Consider the following 19,654-nt stretch of genomic DNA (forward strand, 5'->3'; position numbering starts at 1 on the left):
TCATGAAAGAAAGTACTTATTTTTCCGTCTCTTGATCTAACCACCATTTAAATCCACTTTCTTGCAACAGTTCATTAGACGCTTCTGGACCATATGAACCAGACTCATATTCATGAAGCGGTAATAAGTTTTCCTCGAACGCTTCAAGAATTGGTTGTACCCATTCCCATGACAATTCAACTTCTCTCCAATGTGCAAAGAATGTAGCGTCTCCACTCACAGCATCATGAATGAGTCTTTCATACGCTTCAGGTACTCCCACATCCGCTTGCTCACAAGTAAAGTTAATACGCATCGGTTCAATTTCTCCATTTTTCAATGGATTTTTACTATTTAACTGTAATGAAACATTCTCACCTGGGCTAATTTCAATTATTAATAAGTTAGGTTCTGCATTTGGATTATTATCTTGATATTGCTGTTTTAACGTATTTTTAAATTCGATTACAATACGAGTAGACTTTTCTTTCATTCGTTTTCCTGTTCGTATATAAAATGGAACGCCAGTCCAAAACGGATTATCGATCCACAAGCGAGCAGCAACAAATGTGTCTATGTTAGAAGAAGGATTTACTCCTGGTTCCTCTTTATATGCTACAACTTGCCCACCTTTTATCTCTCCTGAAGCGTATTGACCGCGAACGATATGGTTTTGAACGTCTTCTTTTTTCACTTTACGAAGCGTCTCCATTACCTTTCGTTTTTCCTCTCGAATTTCACACGCATTAACCTTTTCCGGCAGATTCATAGCAGTCATCATTAATATTTGTAACATATGATTTTGAACCATATCTCGAATGGCTCCTGCGTGATCATAATATCCAGCTCTTTCTTCAACCCCAACCGTTTCACTAGCTGTAATTTGTACATTCGCTATATGTTCTTTATTCCAAATCGACTGGAGAACAGGATTTGCAAATTCTAGCGCTTCAAGGTTTTGAATCATCGGTTTACCTAAATAATGATCGATACGGTATATCTCGTCTTCTTCAAACGTGCGACTAAGCTTATCATTCAGCTCACGAGCAGATGTAAGGTCGTGCCCAAACGGTTTCTCAATCATCAGGCGTTTCCATCCATCCGTTTTATCAAGTCCGCTTTCCTTAATATTTAAAGCAATCGTCTCGAAAAATTCAGGAGCAACTGAAAGATAGAACATTCTATTACCTTTTATATGTAGTTCTTCTTCCCTTTCACGAACGACTTGTAATAATCTCTCATAGTCTTCCGGCTTACTCACATCTAATGGACAATAGCGAAAATTATCTAAAAAACCTTCCAGTTCCGGAGTACCTTCTTCCCTCTGACGAGAAAACGTCTCTATTGATTCTTTTATTCTTTCTTGAAAATCTTCATGAGATACTTGACGTCTTCCAAGCCCGATAACAGATATTTGCTTTGGAAGCTTTTGATCTCTATATAAGTTATATAGCGCGGGGTAAATTTTCCGTTTCGCTAAGTCCCCTGTCGCTCCAAATAAAACAAAGGTCATTGATTCCAAGTTCAGTCCCCCTCTTGTTGTATAATCCTCTTCAATATACTAAAAATGAATTGTACAGAAGCTCATACTCTTATACTTCCTGTTTTTATAAAAAACAAAGAGTTATCTAATTCCAATTCTTTTTATACCTTTCGCTCTCTCATTGTCCCCAATATTAATAGTGGCAATTCAAAGCATTTCTACTGCAACTTACTTATTTATAGAACTTAACGAAATATTTTATATCTAATTACTTTTAGTAATTAAGTAATCCTATGTCTAGTATATTAACCACATAAATTATTATCGTCAATAAAAATGTCTTGAATTAAATACTATTTATTTTGTAATACTTTTCTAAGTGTATTCCTAGTTACCATTCATTTTCAAAGATAATGATTGATATAATAAATATCAGTTTCATCAAAATCTTCAATTAATTTTCGGTTAAACTCGCGAGCAGACGTTACATTATAATCAAAAGGCTTCTCTATAATAAGACGGTTTAATCCTTTTGTAGTCCACAATCCACTCTCTTTAATATTTAAAGCAATCACATCAAATACTTCTGGTACAACAGATAGATAAAACATACGGTTTTCAGAAATATTTAATTCTGTTTCACGCTTTTTTACAAGGCTCAGTAAATCTTGATAGCCCACTATATTCGCTGTATCTAATTGACAATAACGAAATGTGCTAATAAATTCTTCTACTCCTGATTCGTCATCAGAAGATATTCTAGAAAATGTAGCAAGGGATTGTTCCACCTTTGTTTGAAATTCCACATCTGACATTGCCCTTCTGCCAATACCGATAATCGAAATAGATTGTGGTATATTTTGATTACTAAATAGTTTATATAAAGCAGGGTAAATTTTGCGTTTCGCTAAATCCCCTGTCGCTCCGAATAAAAGAAATGTCATTGAATCCATTTGTTCTCTCCCTTTTAAAACAATTGCTAGAATAGAATATATAAGCTCATTCGCTACTTAGCAAAATATTGTCTCTAAAACCTCATACTTTACCAATGTTTCTTCAATACAATTTTCCCAAGAGCACGTTCTGACTCACTTATGTGGTGTGCTTTTTTTACACCTTCTACATGTAAAGGCAACACATGCGTGACAACAGGTTTAATCTTCCCGCTCTCAATTAATTCTGTAATAAGAGAAAGTTCATATCCGTTAGGTTCAGTAAATATATGGTCACTCTCAATATTTTTCTCTCTTGATATCTCGGTTTGCGGAATTTTCATACCTTTCGGACCATAAATAGACGCTAACTTTCCATTTGGTGCAAGTACTTTATAACTATTCTTTAGTACATCCCCACCTAACACATCAAATACAATATTGTAATTATGCAAAAGCAAAGAAAAGTCTTCCGTTTTGTAATCGACGACAGTATCAGCGCCTAGATCCTTTACAAATTGCATGTTTTTCGTACTAGTCGTAGTTGCAACATGTGCACCGAAGCTTTTTGCTAGTTGAATAGCAAACGTACCTATCCCGCCAGATCCAGCATGAATTAAAACCTTATTACCCTTTTGAACATTAGCGAATTTCACTAAACTTTGCCAACTTGTCAAACCTACTAGAGGGATTGATGCCGCTTCCTCAAAAGATAGATTTCTCGGTTTTTTCGCTACATACTTCTCATCTACTGCCACGTACTCTGCATACGTACCATTTCGTTCAATATCTGGACGACTATATACTTCATCCCCCACTTTACATACTGTTACGTTTTTTCCTATAGCAGCAACTACACCTGCAACATCCCATCCTAAAACGAGCGGGAAGTCATAAGAAATTACGTCTTGAAGTAAACCCTCACGTATTTTCCAATCCACAGGATTTACACCAGCTGCATATACTTCAATCAGTACATCGTTGTCTTCCAATAGCGGTGTCTGCATTTCAATCTCTTGTAGTACACTTTTATCTCCATATTGCATAAGTCCTATTGCTTTCATTCTTTTCACTCCTTTACAAGGCTGGGAAATGCGGTAGCACTTCTTCTCCTAGCTCATCCAATACTTCGTCAGCTGGACGTTGACCATCAAATAGAGCAAGGAATAAATGATTCACACCAATAATTTTATATATATCAAGTAATTCAATTAGTGCCTTACGCCCTGTACGGTAACCTAAACGTATCGGTGTAGGACGTTCATTTGGATCTTCAGATAAATCTAAATGCATCGGTTGTATAAATGGTTTGAATACATCTGGATGATAATCCTCTACTAGTTCTCTCCATTGTCCAATTGCTCCCGCCTGATGCACCGGACTACGTGGATAATACATCCATCCATCTCCATGTTCAGCAAACCATTCCATATTTTGCTGACTAAAACCTGTAATAAAGGTTGGAACACGTTTAGACGGTTTTGGAACTAAATTCGCACCATGAACTTCTCCTAGTGTCGACTGGATAGACGGGAAGTTTTTATACAAAATTTCTTCCAAGTAAGCAAATGCTTCTCTAAACTTTTCACCTCGTGTTTCATGACTAACACCTAACGCTTTGAAATCGGCACGTCTGTCACCGGATGAAACGCCAAGCATAATTCTTTCTGGAAATAGTTGATCTAATGTAGCAATTTCTTTTGCTACACGCAATGGATGACGAAGTGACAACACTGTTGCCGACGTTCCAAATGCGATTTTCTCTGTCTTGCTTGCTAAATACGTCAAATAAATCATCATATCGTAAATTTGACCTGTTGCAGGATCACCAAAATCAGGGTCTTGCAGCAATACATCGCGAAGCCATACACCTGTAAAACCGTATTGTTCCGCTTTTTGTACTAACTCTACTTGTTTTTCCATCGTTGGAGCATGAAACTGATAATTTTCAATCGGAATGTGAACTCCTAACGTAAGTTGATCTTTCGCAAACATACGATTATATCCAAAATGGTTCGCAAACTTTTCCATGTGTTTCACTCACTTTCCCTCATTCATATAAACCTATACTTTTCATATTTCTTCTCAAAATTTATAAGCAACACTGCAACACCACATTGTTGCCGATTGTAATCGTTATAACTTTCTTTGTGCTACGAGTGTTATTATAAATCGGCCATAACATGAATAACAGTACGTACTTTAAAGTGATGTAGGCACTTTAAAGTACCTATACTAAGTGAGTAATAATAAATCATGCTGCAAAAATAACATCTACCCTTTCTTCAAAAAGCTTTACTGTTGCTTTTGCAAATACGTTTCATTATTTCACGTACTTTCCCTTTCTTTATATAAAATTGTTACTAACCAAATTCAAAATATTATACTTATTTTTCGTACTTTGCTATGCTATAACCACAAACAGGAGGTATAAACTATGAAAGCACAAATTATCCATTCTTTTGGGGGTTCATCTGTATTTCAATTAGAAGAAGTTTCAAAACCAAAACTTTTACCAGGTCATGTTCTAATCGATGTAAAAGCAACAAGTGTAAATCCAATCGATACAAAAATGCGTAGTGGTGCCGTTTCAGCAGTCGCTCCTGAGTTTCCAGCTATATTACACGGCGATGTAGCTGGTATTGTTATTGAAGTAGGAGAAGGTGTTTCGAAATTTAAATGTGGGGATGAAGTATACGGATGTGCCGGAGGTTTTAAAGAAACTGGAGGTGCACTTGCAGAATTTATGCTTGCTGATGCACGATTAATTGCTCACAAACCTAAAAATTTAACAATGGAAGCAGCTGCTGCTCTACCATTAGTTGCAATTACAGCTTGGGAATCTTTATTTGATCGTGCAAATATTAAACCTGGTCAAAATATTCTCATTCATGGAGCTACTGGTGGCGTAGGACACGTAGCCATTCAACTAGCTAAATGGGCAGGCACTAAAGTTTTTACAACCGCTTCTCAGCAAAGCAAAATAGACATCGCCCATCGTCTAGGAGCCGACATAGCTATTAATTATAAAGAAGAATCTGTTCAAGAATATGTACAAAAACATACGAACGGAAACGGATTTGAAGTTATATTTGATACAGTAGGCGGCAAGAATCTTGATCATTCTTTTGAAGCTGCTGCGGTCAACGGAACTGTCGTAACAATTGCAGCTCGTTCAACCCATGACCTCTCTCCTTTACACGCAAAAGGACTCTCTCTGCACGTTACTTTTATGGCGTTAAAAATATTACATACAGATAAACGTGACGCTTGCGGGGAAATTTTAACTAAACTAACGCAAATAGTAGAAGAAGGACACCTTCGACCATTGCTAGATTCTAAACTTTTTACGTTTGATGAAGTTGCACAAGCACATGAATATTTGGAGTCAAATAAAGCAATTGGGAAAATAGTGTTGAAAAACGTTTGGTAACTTTCACTAAATAATACAAATAACAGCGGGATTGCTTCGCCTTATCTTTGTCTTAAGAGGCGTGCCACAATCTTAAAAGCTTTCCATCCTTTACAACAAGTAAAAAAAGAACAGCCGAATTTTTCTTATAGTAGAAAATTCGGCTGTTTGCATGTCGCAATTTGCTTTTTATATATTTCCATTAATAGATAAAATACAACTCATTTGCCTTACCATCTTTACCTTCAACAGAATATTATGTTGTTTTTAATTTTTTAAAACACACTACGTACTAATCCCCCGTCTATTCGCAACGCGGAACCATTAATTGCTGAAGAAAGTGGGCTGCTTAAGAACGTGACAAGATTGGCAATTTCTTCTGGTCGAATAAGTCTTTGAATAATAGAGGTTGGTCGATTCTCTTTCATAAATCGCTTCTCAGCTGCTTCTATTGTCAATTGCTCATTAGGATAAAGACTATTTAACATAGTCTCCACTCCTTCCGTTAAAGTCGAACCAGGCATTATAGTATTAACAGTCACATTCGTTCCTGTCGTCAGCTCAGCTAAACTGCGAGAAAGTGAGAGTTGCATCGTTTTAGTCGCACTATAGTGAGCCATTTCTTGAGATGGCATAATAGCTGCTTCGCTAGCAATAAAGATGACTCTTCCTTCTTTTCTTTCAATCATTTTTTTCAAGTACGAGCGAGTAAGTCGAACACCACTCATAATATTGACTTCAAATAATTTAAACCAATCTTCATCAGGGATATCAAAATATTCTACAGGTTCAAAAATTCCTAAGTTGTTAATAAGAATGTCTACTTCAGGGTACTTTTCAATCACATTTTGGCACCCTTGTTCTGTTCCTAAATCAGCTACTACAGGTTGAAGAATAGCATCCGGATACTGCGCTCGAATTTCGTTTATCGTTTGATTAACATTTTCTTCACGGCGTCCATTAATAAGTACAGTAGCTCCTTCCGCTACTAATGAAGTGGCAATTGCTTTTCCAATCCCTGCCGTAGATCCAGTAACCAGTGCTGTTTTTCCTTTTAATTGCATATGCATATAGATTCCTCCAAATTCATGTGCTACATGATTGACTTACGTTGGAATAAATAATTACGTTTATATTGTGGTTCACTTCTCTTATCTTTAACAGAAAATAAGCAGATCCACCCTTTTTTCGAAAGAGTATAAACGAAAATTATGTAGCTATTGGACTCTGTACGGAATTAAAAATCGAAATTATCATCATTTAGATCTACTCGATAATTCTGATTCTAATCATTGTCATGTTAAAAAATCACATCAACAGCAGAGTAAAGCTAAAACCAACTAATAAATACCATTATGATATATATTAACGATAAAGAAAATTACGCACTTTAAAGTTCCATAGGAACAAAAAAGTGCCCTATAAACTATAATTTCTAACTCTTTATATTTGCTAAAGTAGTATCTTTTTTTATCATAGAAAAGGTTGTAAAATCACACATTCTTACATACAGTTATAGGATTATTTTTATCCTAATTAACTAAAAACCATATAACACATTTGTAAAATAAAATTCTAAAAAAACCTTGCAGAAAAATTCTACAAGATTTTTGCCTATACACACAAATTAATCACTATATTAAAATAAAAGGGTTTATAATTCATCGCAATATTATTAAATATAAGCTGCTTTAAAGGCTTGTTGGACAGCTTGTACTTCTAATGAGTCTTTACCATATAAGTTCGTTGCTACACGAATACAAGCTTCTTTTAATTCTTTAAAGTTAGAAGTCATATTTAATTCATCCGTATTTGCATAATAGAAAATATCAAACATTTTATCTTCTCCAATGCCATGTACGTTTACTCCATTATGGTTTCCACCACTAGCAATCAAGTAAGCTACTTTATTAATAATGCTAGAGTTCGTGTGTACACCACCATGATCGTGGTCAGCATCAATAGGTAAGTTATTATAATGTCTATAGTCCTCCGGATATCTAGAAGAGATAGATGATGGGTTTTTCATATCTCTAAAAATACGACCTGATTGTTCTCCCATTGTCCAATTGAACTTTCCGTTATTAGCATACTTTTCAACTGCTACTCCTAAAATATCAGATAGAGCCTCATTAATTGCACCAGCTTCTCCTGCATACTCAAGTCCAGACTCATTTCTTGTAACCGCGTGTGTAAATTCATGTCCTGCCACATCAAATGCTCTAACAATTGGATCTCCGTATACTAGCATAGCTCCATTACTAAATGCATTAAACCACTGCTTAGGATTTCCTTTATTCGTACCATTTGTGTTCCAACCATGAACGACAGAAATTACTTTTTGTCCGTTATTATCAAAGCTGTTACGGCCATATTTTTCTTGATAAAAATCATATACTTTCGTTGCTAAATAATGAGCACTAACTGCTTTAGGATCAGTAAAATTTGTAGAATTACTTGTTACTAAATCATCGAGATAACCCCATACATTTCTTCTATAATTATTATAATCTTTATAATTAGCAGTATATGTTTCAATTCCCTTACCACGAGAATAATCTGCAAGCATGTACGTTCCATCACTTCGCTGCGTAATTCCAAACGTACGATTAATACCTAAGTCATCTTTTCCTGTACCTGTTAATCTTGAAGAATCTTGTGATTTATTTGCTGTCGCAGATTGGACAATACTACTATCTACTTGTATACCCAATTTTTGAACGAGTTCTTTTAATAGATTACCACCAAAAGCATCAATTAATACTGTACCAGATACATATTCAGGTGTAGATGCACTAAAAGTAATTTGATATGCGTTTGTAGCTTTATTTTTATTTTCATCTACATATACCACTTGTTTAATTTCTGGTTCTTCAATAAATGTGAGATTATTTCCATAGATGTTGAAAAGCTGTTTTTTTGCATCCTCTTCTGATAAAGTAATAGGTTGTTTCAAATCTTCCTGTTGTTGTAGATCTTGGGCACTATCCCCTGAAACGCTCGTAAGTACACCATCATCATTAATATGTGCTGTTAGTTGATATCCGTATACATCACGTCCTTCATACGTTTGTTGAAGACGTACCATTGTAGTACCATCATAAGATTTACGACTTTGCGTAACATTATAATTAACTTTGGATTCCGTATTAACTTGCTTTGATGATAATGCTTGTTCTGTTTTTCCTTTTAGTGCATCCTTTGCTACATTTTCTGCCGAATTTTGAGAAGGTGCTGTTAAATTACCTGTTCGGAACGTATCTTCCTTTGTTTCCACTTTTAAATCTTCTGTTTCCGCATGCACTCCTCCATAGGGCATAATCGCCGATAACACCACTCCTGTAGTTAAACCTACCTTTACGAAATTATTCATATTCTTACTCCTTTATAATCTTATTATTAAGTTAAATAAATGTTTTTTCGAAATTGGAAACATAGATATTTCAAACTATCTATGTTTATCTACTGTTTATGAATTGTGATTCCTCATAATATAGATAGATTGCGTCTTTACTTTTAGATTCATTTCATTCCTCAAAAATTACTCATTATATAAGCTATCTTTATATTTATTTATATACGTTATTTTTTGTGGTTCTGATAACATATTTATCGCCATCCACACATTCTTTTTCATTTCTAATTTTTGCATTGGTATCTCTTTTAAAACCGGATTACTTATAATTTCTTCCATTTCTTCATCAATTCTTTTCATAAGATTTTCTTCTGGATTATTTTTTAAATAAGTATTTTTCAGTCCCCATTTTGTCATTATAAATTCATTCGTTTTATTCATAGGATTAATAATAGTAGCTTTACTAGTTAATCGTTTTTTTATTTCATCATGATAGATTTTAATTTTATATCCTTCTTTTAGTGGAATAGTATCTTTTACAATCGTTACATTTGTCCCTTCCATTTCCTTCGTATAAATTTTTTCACCTTTCTCATTAAACACCTCTATTGATGCATATTTTTCATCTGCATAATAGCTATGAGGCGTTTTAGTAGTAACCGTAAAAACAGCCCGCTTTTGCTCTAAGTCTGTATTTAATTCGGCAAACTGATCATCTCCTAATCCTAGGAATTGAATCGTTTCATTTACCAAATTGCTCACTTTCATTTCGTTAACATCAATCGTTAGACTATTATCCTTTTCCTTTACATAGGCATAATACGAACGGAAATGATACATTCTATCCATTTTCTCACCTAAAATTTCAACCGTATAAACCCCATTTGGTACGTCTTGTAAATTGATATCTGCTGTTTCAATTGTTTTTTCTTGAACAACTGTATTCCCTTCTTTTAATTTAATCTTTCTTCCTTTCAATGTATCTATTTCATTTGTATTTAAATGGATATGCAAATTCCCTTTTAACCCAAGTGAAGCAATTTGCTGATTCGTAACTATTTCAAAGTTAGAGTTTATCGGAATATCAGGATCAACTAGAGCTCTCGCCTTAGCTAATTGTAATTCAGGCACTATATACGCTAAAGAAGTAACTGCCGGATAACCTTTCGCCCTATTCATCTCTATTTGTTTATGATTAAGCTTAAAGCCCCATCTTTCAAAAACGGGTGTAAAATCAACTTGTACATTCTCGCTATAATACTGATTCATTAAATCTGGTAAAGAATGGTCACCTTTTTTAAAAGCAGCATTACTAGCTAGTTTTCGATAACCTTGATACATTTTTGCAAAAGCTTCATCGCCAGCTTTTTGTTTCGCCATCGTTAAAAGAATAAGTTTTTGTCGTAAATCTAAGTCATCATAATTTTTATTTTCTTTCATTAAAGCATTATATAAATTCCGTTCTACTTTTTCCTTTTTCCCGAAATTAAACAACCAACCAACTTGATCTGCTTTTTTTCCATATTTACTATATTGATATTGAACACCGAATAGATTATTAGAAACTTCTCCTGTAAATATTCCTTGATTATCAAAACCAGCTTGGTATCCGTGAGCGATTTCATGTAAAGTTCCCCAACTCAGTTTATCTAACCACATCTTTGTACTATCTGAACTATTCGCTGTCCAATTTGCACCATAATAGGCACCGCCAGCACCGGATATATCTGCTTTTAAAAAATAACGATTTTGACTTTTTTTATTCTCAACCGCTGAACCATCTAAACCAATAATTGAATCATACATCGCAAAAATATTTTCATAATACGCAATTAACTCATCCAATGATTGAAAATCTTTTAAAGACCTTACTATTTCTTTATCTTTTTTAGGTATAAATAATTGAAAACTCTCCCCTTGAAGTAACGCATACTCTCCATCAAATTGATCCCATGTACTAAAAAATTGAGATACACTTCCTTGTTGTTTATAAATGGGAAGAGGTTTAGTAGCACTTTCATTCCCTACTTGGTACTCAAGTACAGCGTGCTCTTCACCATACGGAGTATCTATGAAAGGAACTAAAGGCGTATCACCTTGAATGGTAATCCATTCATTTCCTACTTGTATGGATTTTTCATTTTTAGAGTCATTAGACAATAAACGTAATGTTAATTTGTCTTTAAAATTAGGATTCGTTTGTCTTACCTTTAATGGTGTATTTCTCTGCAAAATAAATCCTAAATCTTGTCGATCGTGATATTTACCCTTACTTATGCCCGCCTGAAATATCCAAGTAGGCTCTTCTAAACTAGTAATTTCTTTTACATTTGTTCGTTCATCAGCATGTAAGTGTATATTTCCTATGAGGAAAAACATTGTATACATGATGCCTATAACAAGTAGCCTTTTCATTTACATATCTCCTTTTCTATTTTTTATATACAAAATACAATAAAACCCTCCTTCTTTACTTATAACTGTCGTCAGTAAGTTACTTATTAGTGTAATTATTATAGTTACATTAGCTCATGATTATCAATCATTAAATATATGTAATTTTGCATATATGGATATAAAACCAAAATTTTTGAAATACCGTGAAATGATCCAATATTATTTCATACATTATTCAATAAAAAAACACACGAAGCCCCTTAAGTCTTCATGTGTTTTCATACATGTTATTACATTTGTAATTGAATAAATTATCTTATTCTGTAATATTAAATTTTGAAACCAGTTCCGTTAATTCTTCCACCTTTTCTTTCATTTTGTTAGATTGAATTGATATTTGTTCAATTGATACAGCTTGTGATTGAATTGATTTTACTGTTTGAAGAGTCTCTTTTTTTACATCCGTTGCAGTTTCAGAAACTAGCGAAAGAGAAGCATTTACTTCTTCTGTACCAGCAGACATCTCTTCTGTCGCTGCGGATACTTCTTGAATTTGACTTGTAATCTTATCAATATCTCTCATAATAGACAAGAAGGTTTGATTCGCTTTGTGGGCAGCTTCTTTTCCTTCTACTGCCTTCTGTTGGCCTTTTCGCATGACATTAACTGTATCTTGAGTATCTTGTTGAATGGATTTTATTAAATGATTCACTTCCTTTGCAGATTCTTTAGATTGCTCAGCCAAGTCTCGAACTTCTGCGGCAACCACTGCAAATCCTTTCCCATTCTCTCCAGCACGTGCCGCTTCAATAGCGGCATTTAAGGCAAGAAGATTCGTTTGTTCGGCAATATTAGTAATTGCAGCGAGAGCTGTATCAATCTGTTGTGTACGTGTAACAAGTTTATTTATTACTTTTGATGTTTCCTCGACAACATCATGTACACTATTCATTTGAAGAATAGAGTGATTTATCACTTCACTACCGATATTTATTCGTTCTGTAGTCGTTACTGCTACCTCAGCGACTACTGCTGAAGATTCAGCTACAGTTTGCACCCCTGTTGTAATTTCTTCCATTGAGGATGAGCTCTCCTGAATACTAGTTACCTGTCCTTCTATTTTTGTTTTTACTTCTAAAACAGTCTGTACAACCTCATTTGAAATACTAGACGCTCGATTTGTATCTTGTAATACGCCCTCCGTAGTAGAAATAACCTCTTGTGTTGTCATCTTAACATTCGCAATTAATTGTTGAAGGTTATCTAACATACTATTAAAAGACTGAACAATATGCCCTAATTCATTATTTGCTTTATAAGGAGTACGTGTTGTTAAATCTCCAGCTGCTACTTTTTCCATATCATTTTGTAGTAACACAAGTGGTTTTCGGATAGTTAATTTAATAATATATCCAATTAATATAATTATTAAAATTGCTAAAAGCGAAATACTAACAAACATTATCATTGTATTTTGAGCACTATTATTATTTTCCTTCTGTAAAAGCTCTGCATTATTACTATTATATAAAATTAATTCACGAATTGATTTTATTGATTTTTGCATATTAGGTTCAATCTCTTTTAGGTAATATGCATATGCTTCCTCATTATTAGATTTCCCTAATTCTTGCGCTTTCTTCATTTGAGTTCTTAATTTATTAAATGTTTCATAAAACGTGTTATATAATTCTTTTTCTTTAGTAGAAATAACTTTAGCCTCAAACTGCTTTAAAAGATAATCATTTTCCTGACGAATTCCGTCCATTTCTCTTATTAATTCATTCATTCTTTTTTCATCTTTTGATACCATAATTTCCATAAAGTTCATATTAACATGATAAAAATTAGATTCTACAATACCAATCCACTCAATTGGTAGTAAATTATCCTCATACATATTAGAGGAAGTACTTTTCCCTCTTTCTAATCCCCAAAACCCTATTAGGGATAATACTATACATGCAATACTTGATATAGTTATTAATATGTTTAGTTTTGTACCAACCTTACTGTTTCTTAATAATTCCAATTCACTTTCTCCATTCTAATATATAGTTTAAGTAATGTATTTTATACCAAGAATCCAAAAATTACGATGTTTATTTTGTAATATGCAATTTTGCATATCATCCACTACTGATTCAAAATAACCTAACATTGTAATTTTGGTTTTCCAAAAATTCATGATTATGAACACACCCTATTAATTCTTGAACTTCTCATCCAAAATATCCAAAAATATTGTGGCACCAGGGGAACCCATCATTGATGTATAAATTACACTACCATACAAGACTAGCTTAAAAATATTTTTCTTATTGCTCATTTTCTATTTCCTCTCTATTAGAAGTACTCCTAGCACATCACACTAATAAAAACGATAGTATTAAAAAATAAGGAAAGACATAACACCTATGTCTTTCCTCTAAAATTGTAACACTCAATATACTCTTAGCTCTATTTGATTTGCCAGTTAAATCCTCACATTTCTTTCTTTATAATATCTCCTAACTCCGTCCAACTTGTAATCCGCGGGATATTGAGATGTTGATTGTAAGAAGTAGTTTTTGCATACACATTTATCGGTTTTCCTATTAACGTTTCTAAGACTGCCGGCTTATCATCAAAGAAATAGTTTAATTTTATTTCTTGTATGAAGTGTATTTTTTCTTCATCCTTCATTCCATAGAAAAAGCGATCTTCATGTACCGGAAAACCTTTTTCTATTAACCATTTTTTTGTTTGCTCTCCATGTTCTTTAGGCCGTGCTGTTATATAGTATATTTCATGTCCCTGTTTTTCTAATTCTTGTAATGTCTCTACTGCATATGGAAACGGTGAACAAGAAGTATAATAAATCTCATCCAGCAAACTATTCCACATATGACTGCCTTCCTCCGAAGTCATGCCAAATGCTTCATGAATTTCAATTGTTTTTAAAGAATGAAATACATCCAATCCTACTTTTTTGTTTAATTTCTTATTATATAAATGAAAAGCATGCTGCCTTAAATCAATTAATGTATCATCGATATCAAATCCAAACTTCACTCTTCATCGCTCCTTTCTGCAATCCATTTATCGGAACATATAAGTAGGTTTTATTCTCCTTATATTTTCCGATATTCTGGATAGCCAATAAATCTATAATCTTTTCCAACCTGGGTAAATGATACATCCTTAAATTCAATTGCATCTTGCATTTTAGTAATACCAGTCCCCTCTACAAAGCTAGGCGCCAATCTGCCCCCAATAATTTTTGGTGCGACATATAATATAAGTTTATCCATCAATTTATTTTCAATAAACGAAGCATTTACCTCTCCACCACCTTCAATAAGCAGGGAGGAAACTCCTTTTTGCCCTAAAACATCAAGCATTTCATGTAAGTTTATATGCTTTTCTCCGCTAGTAACAAATACTTTAACTCCTGCATTTTCTAATGCTATCTTTTTTTTCGCTGCATGATTACTTGTTGTAAATATCCAGGTAGGAGCTTCTCCATCTGTAACAACATTAGCTTCCATCGGTATGCGTAATGTCGAGTCCAATATTATTCGAATTGGATTTCGTCCATTTGGAATACGCGTTGTCAATGATGGATTATCCTTTTGAACAGTATTCGCTCCTACTAAAATAGCCGCATTTTCGTTTCGTATTTGGTGTACTTCTTGTCTTGCTTCTGTAGATGTAATCCACTTACTATCCGATGAAGACGTAGCGATTTTACCGTCTAATGTAACTCCTGATTTAATCGTTACAAATGGACGCTTTGTCAAAATATATTTATTAAAGACTTCATTCATTTTTTTAGATTCTTCTTCACACACTCCTACAAGTACTTCAATACCTGCATCTTGTAGAATTTTAATTCCACGTCCAGAAACAAGCGGGTTTGGATCAAGTGTAGCAACTACTACCTTCTTAATTCCTGCTTGTACAATTGCTTCAGCACAAGGCCCTGTTCTACCATGATGAGAACAAGGTTCAAGAGTTACATAGATTGTAGCACCACGTACCTGTTCTCCAGCCATACGTATCGCATGTATTTCGGCATGTGGTTCTCCGGCCTTCATATGTGCTCCGACCCCTACAATTCGATTATCATTTACAATTACAGATCCAACCAATGGATTTGGAGTCGTTTGTCCCTTCATAGCCTTGGCATTTTCTAGTGCTAGCTTCATATACAATTCATGCTCAAGCATGTAAGTGTCCCCCTTCAAAATGTCCAGAACGCTGAATCTTCGTTTGCAAATATTTCTCATTAAACTCTGAGATATCACCCCATAACGGTTCACGACTCGTAACATTTAATCCAGCTTTTTGTAACGCTTCTAATTTTTTCGGATTATTTGTAATAAGTTTTACAGGTTTTGAGCGTAGCGCTTTTAATACTTCAATTGTATCATCATAGTTTCGAACATCATCTTCAAAGCCTAGGTTCAGATTAGCTTCTACTGTATCTAACCCATTTTCTTGCAAGAGGTACGTCATTGCTTTACTAAACAAACCAATTCCTCTTCCTTCATGATTCGCTAAGTAAAATAAAGCACCTGAACCATGTTCTGTAATCATTTGTAAAGACTGCTTTAATTGGAATCCACAGTCACAACGTTTACTACCAAAGATATCACCGGTGTGACAAATACTATGCATACGAATTAGGGCATCTTCAGAATTCTCAAAATCACCATATACAAGCACACTAGATTGCTGCATATCAGCTAAATTAATAGATGAGAGTTTTTTGATAATTCCTTCTACACTATTTGTAACCTCACTACATTGTAACCAAGAATACCATTGGAAAATTTTAGTCTCCCCATATAAATTAATTGGCAATTTGATAGGTCCTACTAAATAAATATCCTTTCCATCTTGATGTATAAATTGAATTTTATCTTCTAACATATGAATTGTATCTGTTGTAACCATTAGGTACCTCCTAGTATTGAGAATCTCTAAAAATTCTCTTCCATTGTTATATTTTTTATTGTTTAACTTACACAACGTAAGTGTTTTTACAGATGCTATTCTTTTTTCTCTCAGCTTATATGCAATATGTATCATTACAACTTTGGCCATTTAAAGAAAAGAGTTTTAGTTACATAAAACAACTTAGTTACTTTATGTAAGCGAGTATACATTCATAATTAATTTACGTCAAGTAATTAATTATAAAAACATTTGTTACTAATAGTAAGATGTTATATAATTTGTTTTAGGAGGTGAAGGAAAATGAATGATTCTACATTATGCCCTCGCTTTGAAAAAGGAATGAAATTTTTTAGCCAACGATGGACAGCACTAATTATTTACCAACTTTTTTCTGGATCTCAGCGCTTTTGTACGCTTGAATCTTCTCTTCCTGTTAGCGGAAGATTACTTTCAGAAAGATTGAAAGAATTAGAACTAGAAGGAATTGTCGAACGTAAAGTCTTTCCTGAGACACCAGTTCGTATAGAATATTCTTTAACTCAAAAAGGATTTGCTTTAGAAGCTATTATTCGCGGAATAGAAGAATGGTCACAGGAATGGATAGAACTTGAGGAATAACATAAAAGCTTTTTCTTATATAGTTTTAAGTAATCAAATTACAGATACCTATTATTAAAACGCTAGTTTTTCAAGCATTTATGAAAAGCTAGCGTTTTTTAATGAATAAAATAAAATTTAAGAAATGAAACAAGATGATCAAACCGATCACCTTGTTCCTTTAAAGATTAAAATAGTGATTTTAACAACTTTTATTAATACATACTCGATTAACAGAAATAATAAATAGAATTTTTGTAACTAAACAGTTTTATTTTCGCAATACAGTTAGCTTATCCCGCTATTTGCGGACAGTAAGACCACCACTAATTAAATTTCCATTTTATTGCATTTGAATATTACTTATGAAATTTCACACGCTCTTCAAGTGGTTGGAATTCTTTTTCACCTGGTGCAGCTGTTGGATTACCAAATGGCATTTGTGCAATTAGCTTCCAATTAGCAGGGACATTCCATTCTTGTTTTACCTCATCGTCAATTAATGGATTATAATGTTGTAAAGATGCCCCTAATCCCTCTGCTTCTAAACCTGTCCACACGACTAATTGGTGCATACCTGATGCTTGGTGTGACCAAATTGGGAAGTTTTCAGCATATGCAGCAAATTTTTCTTGAAGCGATTTAACGATAGCCTCATCTTCAAAGAATAGTACTGTTCCATAACCAGCTTTAAAAGAATCCATTTTTTGTTGCGTTCCTGAGAAATCTCCATCTCCAACTACTTTTCTTAATGTTTCAGTTGTAATATCCCATAATTTATCATGAGCTTCACCAAATAATACAACTAATCGCGCAGTTTGAGAATTGAAAGCTGATGGAGTATATTTCACAGCAAACTCCACAATTTCTTTAATTTTTTCATCCGATACTTGTACCTCTTTGTTAATTCCATAGTAAGTACGTCTTTCTTTCAGTGCAGTATAGAAATCTTTTGTCATAATTCATTTCCTCCTAAGTTTTAATATTCTTCAAAATGATACATTGCGAAGATAATATGAGTTGAAATGAGTTCATTTTTGAACCATTGAACACCATAACACCAATTGCTAGTCATTCTGAATCTAAACCACTGCTTCTTGCTTCAGTTTCCCTAAAAAAACACTTATAGCATCATTGATACAATCTAGTGATCATTCGGTATTATTTTACCCATTCTCTATTCATGTATCCTGCTTGTTTCATATTTACACAAATATGAAAATAACCTTAAATTGCTGGTCAAAAAAGCCAGGTAGCATGAATAACACATTACCTGGCTTTTTACATTTTTAATTTAAATTCAACTAAACATTACCAATGAATAGTAGTAAAAACTATACCTGTCACTTATTTAATAATTAACATCTCATAAGGATGTTGTTCCATAAATCTATTCTCCCAAGGAATCTCTAATGATGTCCAATTTGAACCACCGTCTACTGACTGATACACTCCTTTATTGCTAAACAGATAAAACGTTCCATCACTTGTTGCCTTTAATACTGGTATGATTGTGCCTTTAGGAGTTGGTAAACCTACATTCATTTCTGCCCAAGACTGATTTTTTTCTTTCTTATAAATAAATGATTCACAATTTCCATTATTGTAATCATGCGCTACGTGTGGATTTGAAGATGTCGCGATAATAATATTTTCTGGATCATTTGGGTTAACTGCCATTTGATATGCGTAATGATGCTTTAGCCCGCTACACATATAGTTCCAAGTCTTACCTCCATCATTACTCTCCGCATACTCTTGACCTGGTTCTTTCAAGAATGAATCACCTAACACCCCGTATAAACGATTTGGCGCATCGCCATGTGATTTAAGAATGTGAATATCTTGAGGATAGTTCCCCTCTTTTTCCTCAGTCCATGTCTTACCTCCATCTACACTTTTAATTAATCCGCCTACCTCAATAGTCGTATAAATAGTTTCTGGATTATTAGCATCAATTTCAATATGTTTTACATGGTGTGTATATGTTCTTTGAGGAAAGAACCATGATGAATATGATGGCATTTGTCGATAATCAGTTAGCAGCTCAAAACTGTCTCCTCCATTTTTGGATACGAACATTGCGCTCGGTTCAGTTCCTACATATACAATCCCGTTACCGTCATCCCCCTTCGCTGGAGATACAGAAACTGCTGTAATAGCTCTCATATGAATAGCATTTGCTGGGAACACTTCACCAAAGGAAGGTAACGCACCAATCGCTTCCCATGAACTTCCTCCATCTTTACTTCTCCATAATCCCCTGTCAAAGGTACCACAATACATTCTTTCTGGATCGTATGGATCTGAAGCTAACGCAACCGGATTCGCACCTACAAACTGCGATTGGACGCTCCATGTTGAGTCTTTTTTTTCTGCAATTACAAGTTCTCTATCAAACGCTAATATGAATTTTTCCATAACTAAAATCTCCTCGTTTCATAATATATCTTGTATTATTTGAATCTTTACCATTACAAGTTAAGAGGTGACATTTACGTGCTATAGCATATAAAAGGTAAATTTTATAAGCAATATGTGATTAAAAACTTACA

At 33.9% G+C, this 19,654-nt stretch carries 15 protein-coding genes; 2 read left to right on the forward strand and 13 right to left on the reverse strand.

The genetic code is table 11. The features are described from left to right. Window positions 1-16: 16 nt before the first annotated feature. The 4 genes from zwf to ACUN13_RS19050 all read right to left on the reverse strand — a co-directional run bounded on the left by zwf (window position 17) and on the right by ACUN13_RS19050 (window position 4,425). Window positions 17-1,501, reverse strand: a complete 1,485-nt coding sequence (gene zwf / locus ACUN13_RS19035) for a glucose-6-phosphate dehydrogenase (RefSeq protein ID WP_071731202.1) — start codon at window positions 1,499-1,501, stop codon at window positions 17-19. 365 nt (window positions 1,502-1,866) lie between these two features. Next, window positions 1,867-2,415 carry a glucose-6-phosphate 1-dehydrogenase gene (locus tag ACUN13_RS19040; RefSeq protein WP_000377932.1) on the reverse strand — a complete coding sequence of 183 codons (549 nt, stop codon included), beginning with the start codon at window positions 2,413-2,415 and terminating at the stop codon, window positions 1,867-1,869. An 89-nt stretch (window positions 2,416-2,504) separates the two neighbouring features. Then, entirely contained in the window at window positions 2,505-3,458 is a 954-nt protein-coding gene (locus ACUN13_RS19045; protein WP_000643793.1) for an NADP-dependent oxidoreductase, read from the reverse strand. 13 nt (window positions 3,459-3,471) lie between these two features. Then, entirely contained in the window at window positions 3,472-4,425 is a 954-nt protein-coding gene (locus ACUN13_RS19050) for an LLM class oxidoreductase (RefSeq protein WP_445423917.1), read from the reverse strand. A gap of 406 nt (window positions 4,426-4,831) precedes the next feature. Between ACUN13_RS19050 and ACUN13_RS19055 the strand changes: the two genes are divergently transcribed. Then, window positions 4,832-5,827, forward strand: a complete 996-nt coding sequence (locus ACUN13_RS19055) for a zinc-dependent alcohol dehydrogenase family protein (protein ID WP_445423903.1) — start codon at window positions 4,832-4,834, stop codon at window positions 5,825-5,827. Between the two features lie 254 nt (window positions 5,828-6,081). Here ACUN13_RS19055 and ACUN13_RS19060 read toward each other — a convergent pair whose 3' ends face one another. The 7 genes from ACUN13_RS19060 to ACUN13_RS19090 form a co-directional block, all read right to left on the reverse strand. Then, window positions 6,082-6,876 (reverse strand): SDR family NAD(P)-dependent oxidoreductase, encoded by a 795-nt coding sequence (locus ACUN13_RS19060; protein ID WP_445423904.1) that lies wholly within the window; start codon window positions 6,874-6,876, stop codon window positions 6,082-6,084. Between the two features lie 605 nt (window positions 6,877-7,481). Then, window positions 7,482-9,179 (reverse strand): M4 family metallopeptidase, encoded by a 1,698-nt coding sequence (locus ACUN13_RS19065; protein ID WP_445423905.1) that lies wholly within the window; start codon window positions 9,177-9,179, stop codon window positions 7,482-7,484. A gap of 168 nt (window positions 9,180-9,347) precedes the next feature. Next, window positions 9,348-11,576 carry a putative mucin/carbohydrate-binding domain-containing protein gene (locus ACUN13_RS19070; RefSeq protein ID WP_445423906.1) on the reverse strand — a complete coding sequence of 743 codons (2,229 nt, stop codon included), beginning with the start codon at window positions 11,574-11,576 and terminating at the stop codon, window positions 9,348-9,350. 298 nt (window positions 11,577-11,874) lie between these two features. Beyond that, entirely contained in the window at window positions 11,875-13,590 is a 1,716-nt protein-coding gene (locus ACUN13_RS19075) for a methyl-accepting chemotaxis protein (protein WP_000422016.1), read from the reverse strand. Window positions 13,591-14,042: 452 nt separating this feature from the next. After that, window positions 14,043-14,612 carry a 5' nucleotidase, NT5C type gene (locus tag ACUN13_RS19080; protein WP_000668224.1) on the reverse strand — a complete coding sequence of 190 codons (570 nt, stop codon included), beginning with the start codon at window positions 14,610-14,612 and terminating at the stop codon, window positions 14,043-14,045. A gap of 59 nt (window positions 14,613-14,671) precedes the next feature. Next, window positions 14,672-15,769: a bifunctional diaminohydroxyphosphoribosylaminopyrimidine deaminase/5-amino-6-(5-phosphoribosylamino)uracil reductase RibD gene (gene ribD, locus ACUN13_RS19085; protein ID WP_000889435.1), complete on the reverse strand. Its 1,098-nt coding sequence runs from the start codon at window positions 15,767-15,769 to the stop codon at window positions 14,672-14,674. Then, window positions 15,762-16,499, reverse strand: a complete 738-nt coding sequence (locus ACUN13_RS19090; protein WP_000258858.1) for a GTP cyclohydrolase II — start codon at window positions 16,497-16,499, stop codon at window positions 15,762-15,764. The genes ribD and ACUN13_RS19090 overlap by 8 nt, the downstream gene beginning before the upstream one ends. Before the next feature lie 303 nt (window positions 16,500-16,802). On the opposite strand from ACUN13_RS19090, the gene ACUN13_RS19095 reads away from it, so the two are divergent. Beyond that, entirely contained in the window at window positions 16,803-17,120 is a 318-nt protein-coding gene (locus ACUN13_RS19095) for a winged helix-turn-helix transcriptional regulator (protein WP_001000104.1), read from the forward strand. A 338-nt stretch (window positions 17,121-17,458) separates the two neighbouring features. On the opposite strand, the gene ACUN13_RS19100 is transcribed toward ACUN13_RS19095, so the two are convergent. Continuing rightward, window positions 17,459-18,058, reverse strand: a complete 600-nt coding sequence (locus ACUN13_RS19100; protein WP_000158938.1) for a nitroreductase family protein — start codon at window positions 18,056-18,058, stop codon at window positions 17,459-17,461. Between the two features lie 388 nt (window positions 18,059-18,446). Then, a complete protein-coding gene (locus tag ACUN13_RS19105; protein WP_000410430.1) occupies window positions 18,447-19,520 on the reverse strand; it encodes a WD40/YVTN/BNR-like repeat-containing protein in 1,074 nt (357 codons plus the stop codon). Between the last annotated feature and the right edge of the window lie 134 nt (window positions 19,521-19,654).

This window comes from Bacillus cereus group sp. Bce041, assembly GCF_052646455.1.

Coding starts and splice junctions, on each gene's coding strand:
- ACUN13_RS19045 (WP_000643793.1), bottom strand. CDS start 3,458: ATGAAAGCAATAGGACTTATGCAATATGGAGATAAAAGTGTACTACAA.
- ribD (WP_000889435.1), bottom strand. CDS start 15,769: ATGCTTGAGCATGAATTGTATATGAAGCTAGCACTAGAAAATGCCAAG.
- ACUN13_RS19105 (WP_000410430.1), bottom strand. CDS start 19,520: ATGGAAAAATTCATATTAGCGTTTGATAGAGAACTTGTAATTGCAGAA.
- ACUN13_RS19050 (WP_445423917.1), bottom strand. CDS start 4,425: ATGGAAAAGTTTGCGAACCATTTTGGATATAATCGTATGTTTGCGAAA.
- ACUN13_RS19090 (WP_000258858.1), bottom strand. CDS start 16,499: ATGGTTACAACAGATACAATTCATATGTTAGAAGATAAAATTCAATTT.
- ACUN13_RS19100 (WP_000158938.1), bottom strand. CDS start 18,058: ATGACAAAAGATTTCTATACTGCACTGAAAGAAAGACGTACTTACTAT.
- ACUN13_RS19070 (WP_445423906.1), bottom strand. CDS start 11,576: ATGAAAAGGCTACTTGTTATAGGCATCATGTATACAATGTTTTTCCTC.
- ACUN13_RS19055 (WP_445423903.1), top strand. CDS start 4,832: ATGAAAGCACAAATTATCCATTCTTTTGGGGGTTCATCTGTATTTCAA.
- ACUN13_RS19060 (WP_445423904.1), bottom strand. CDS start 6,876: ATGCATATGCAATTAAAAGGAAAAACAGCACTGGTTACTGGATCTACG.
- ACUN13_RS19040 (WP_000377932.1), bottom strand. CDS start 2,415: ATGGATTCAATGACATTTCTTTTATTCGGAGCGACAGGGGATTTAGCG.
- ACUN13_RS19065 (WP_445423905.1), bottom strand. CDS start 9,179: ATGAATAATTTCGTAAAGGTAGGTTTAACTACAGGAGTGGTGTTATCG.
- ACUN13_RS19095 (WP_001000104.1), top strand. CDS start 16,803: ATGAATGATTCTACATTATGCCCTCGCTTTGAAAAAGGAATGAAATTT.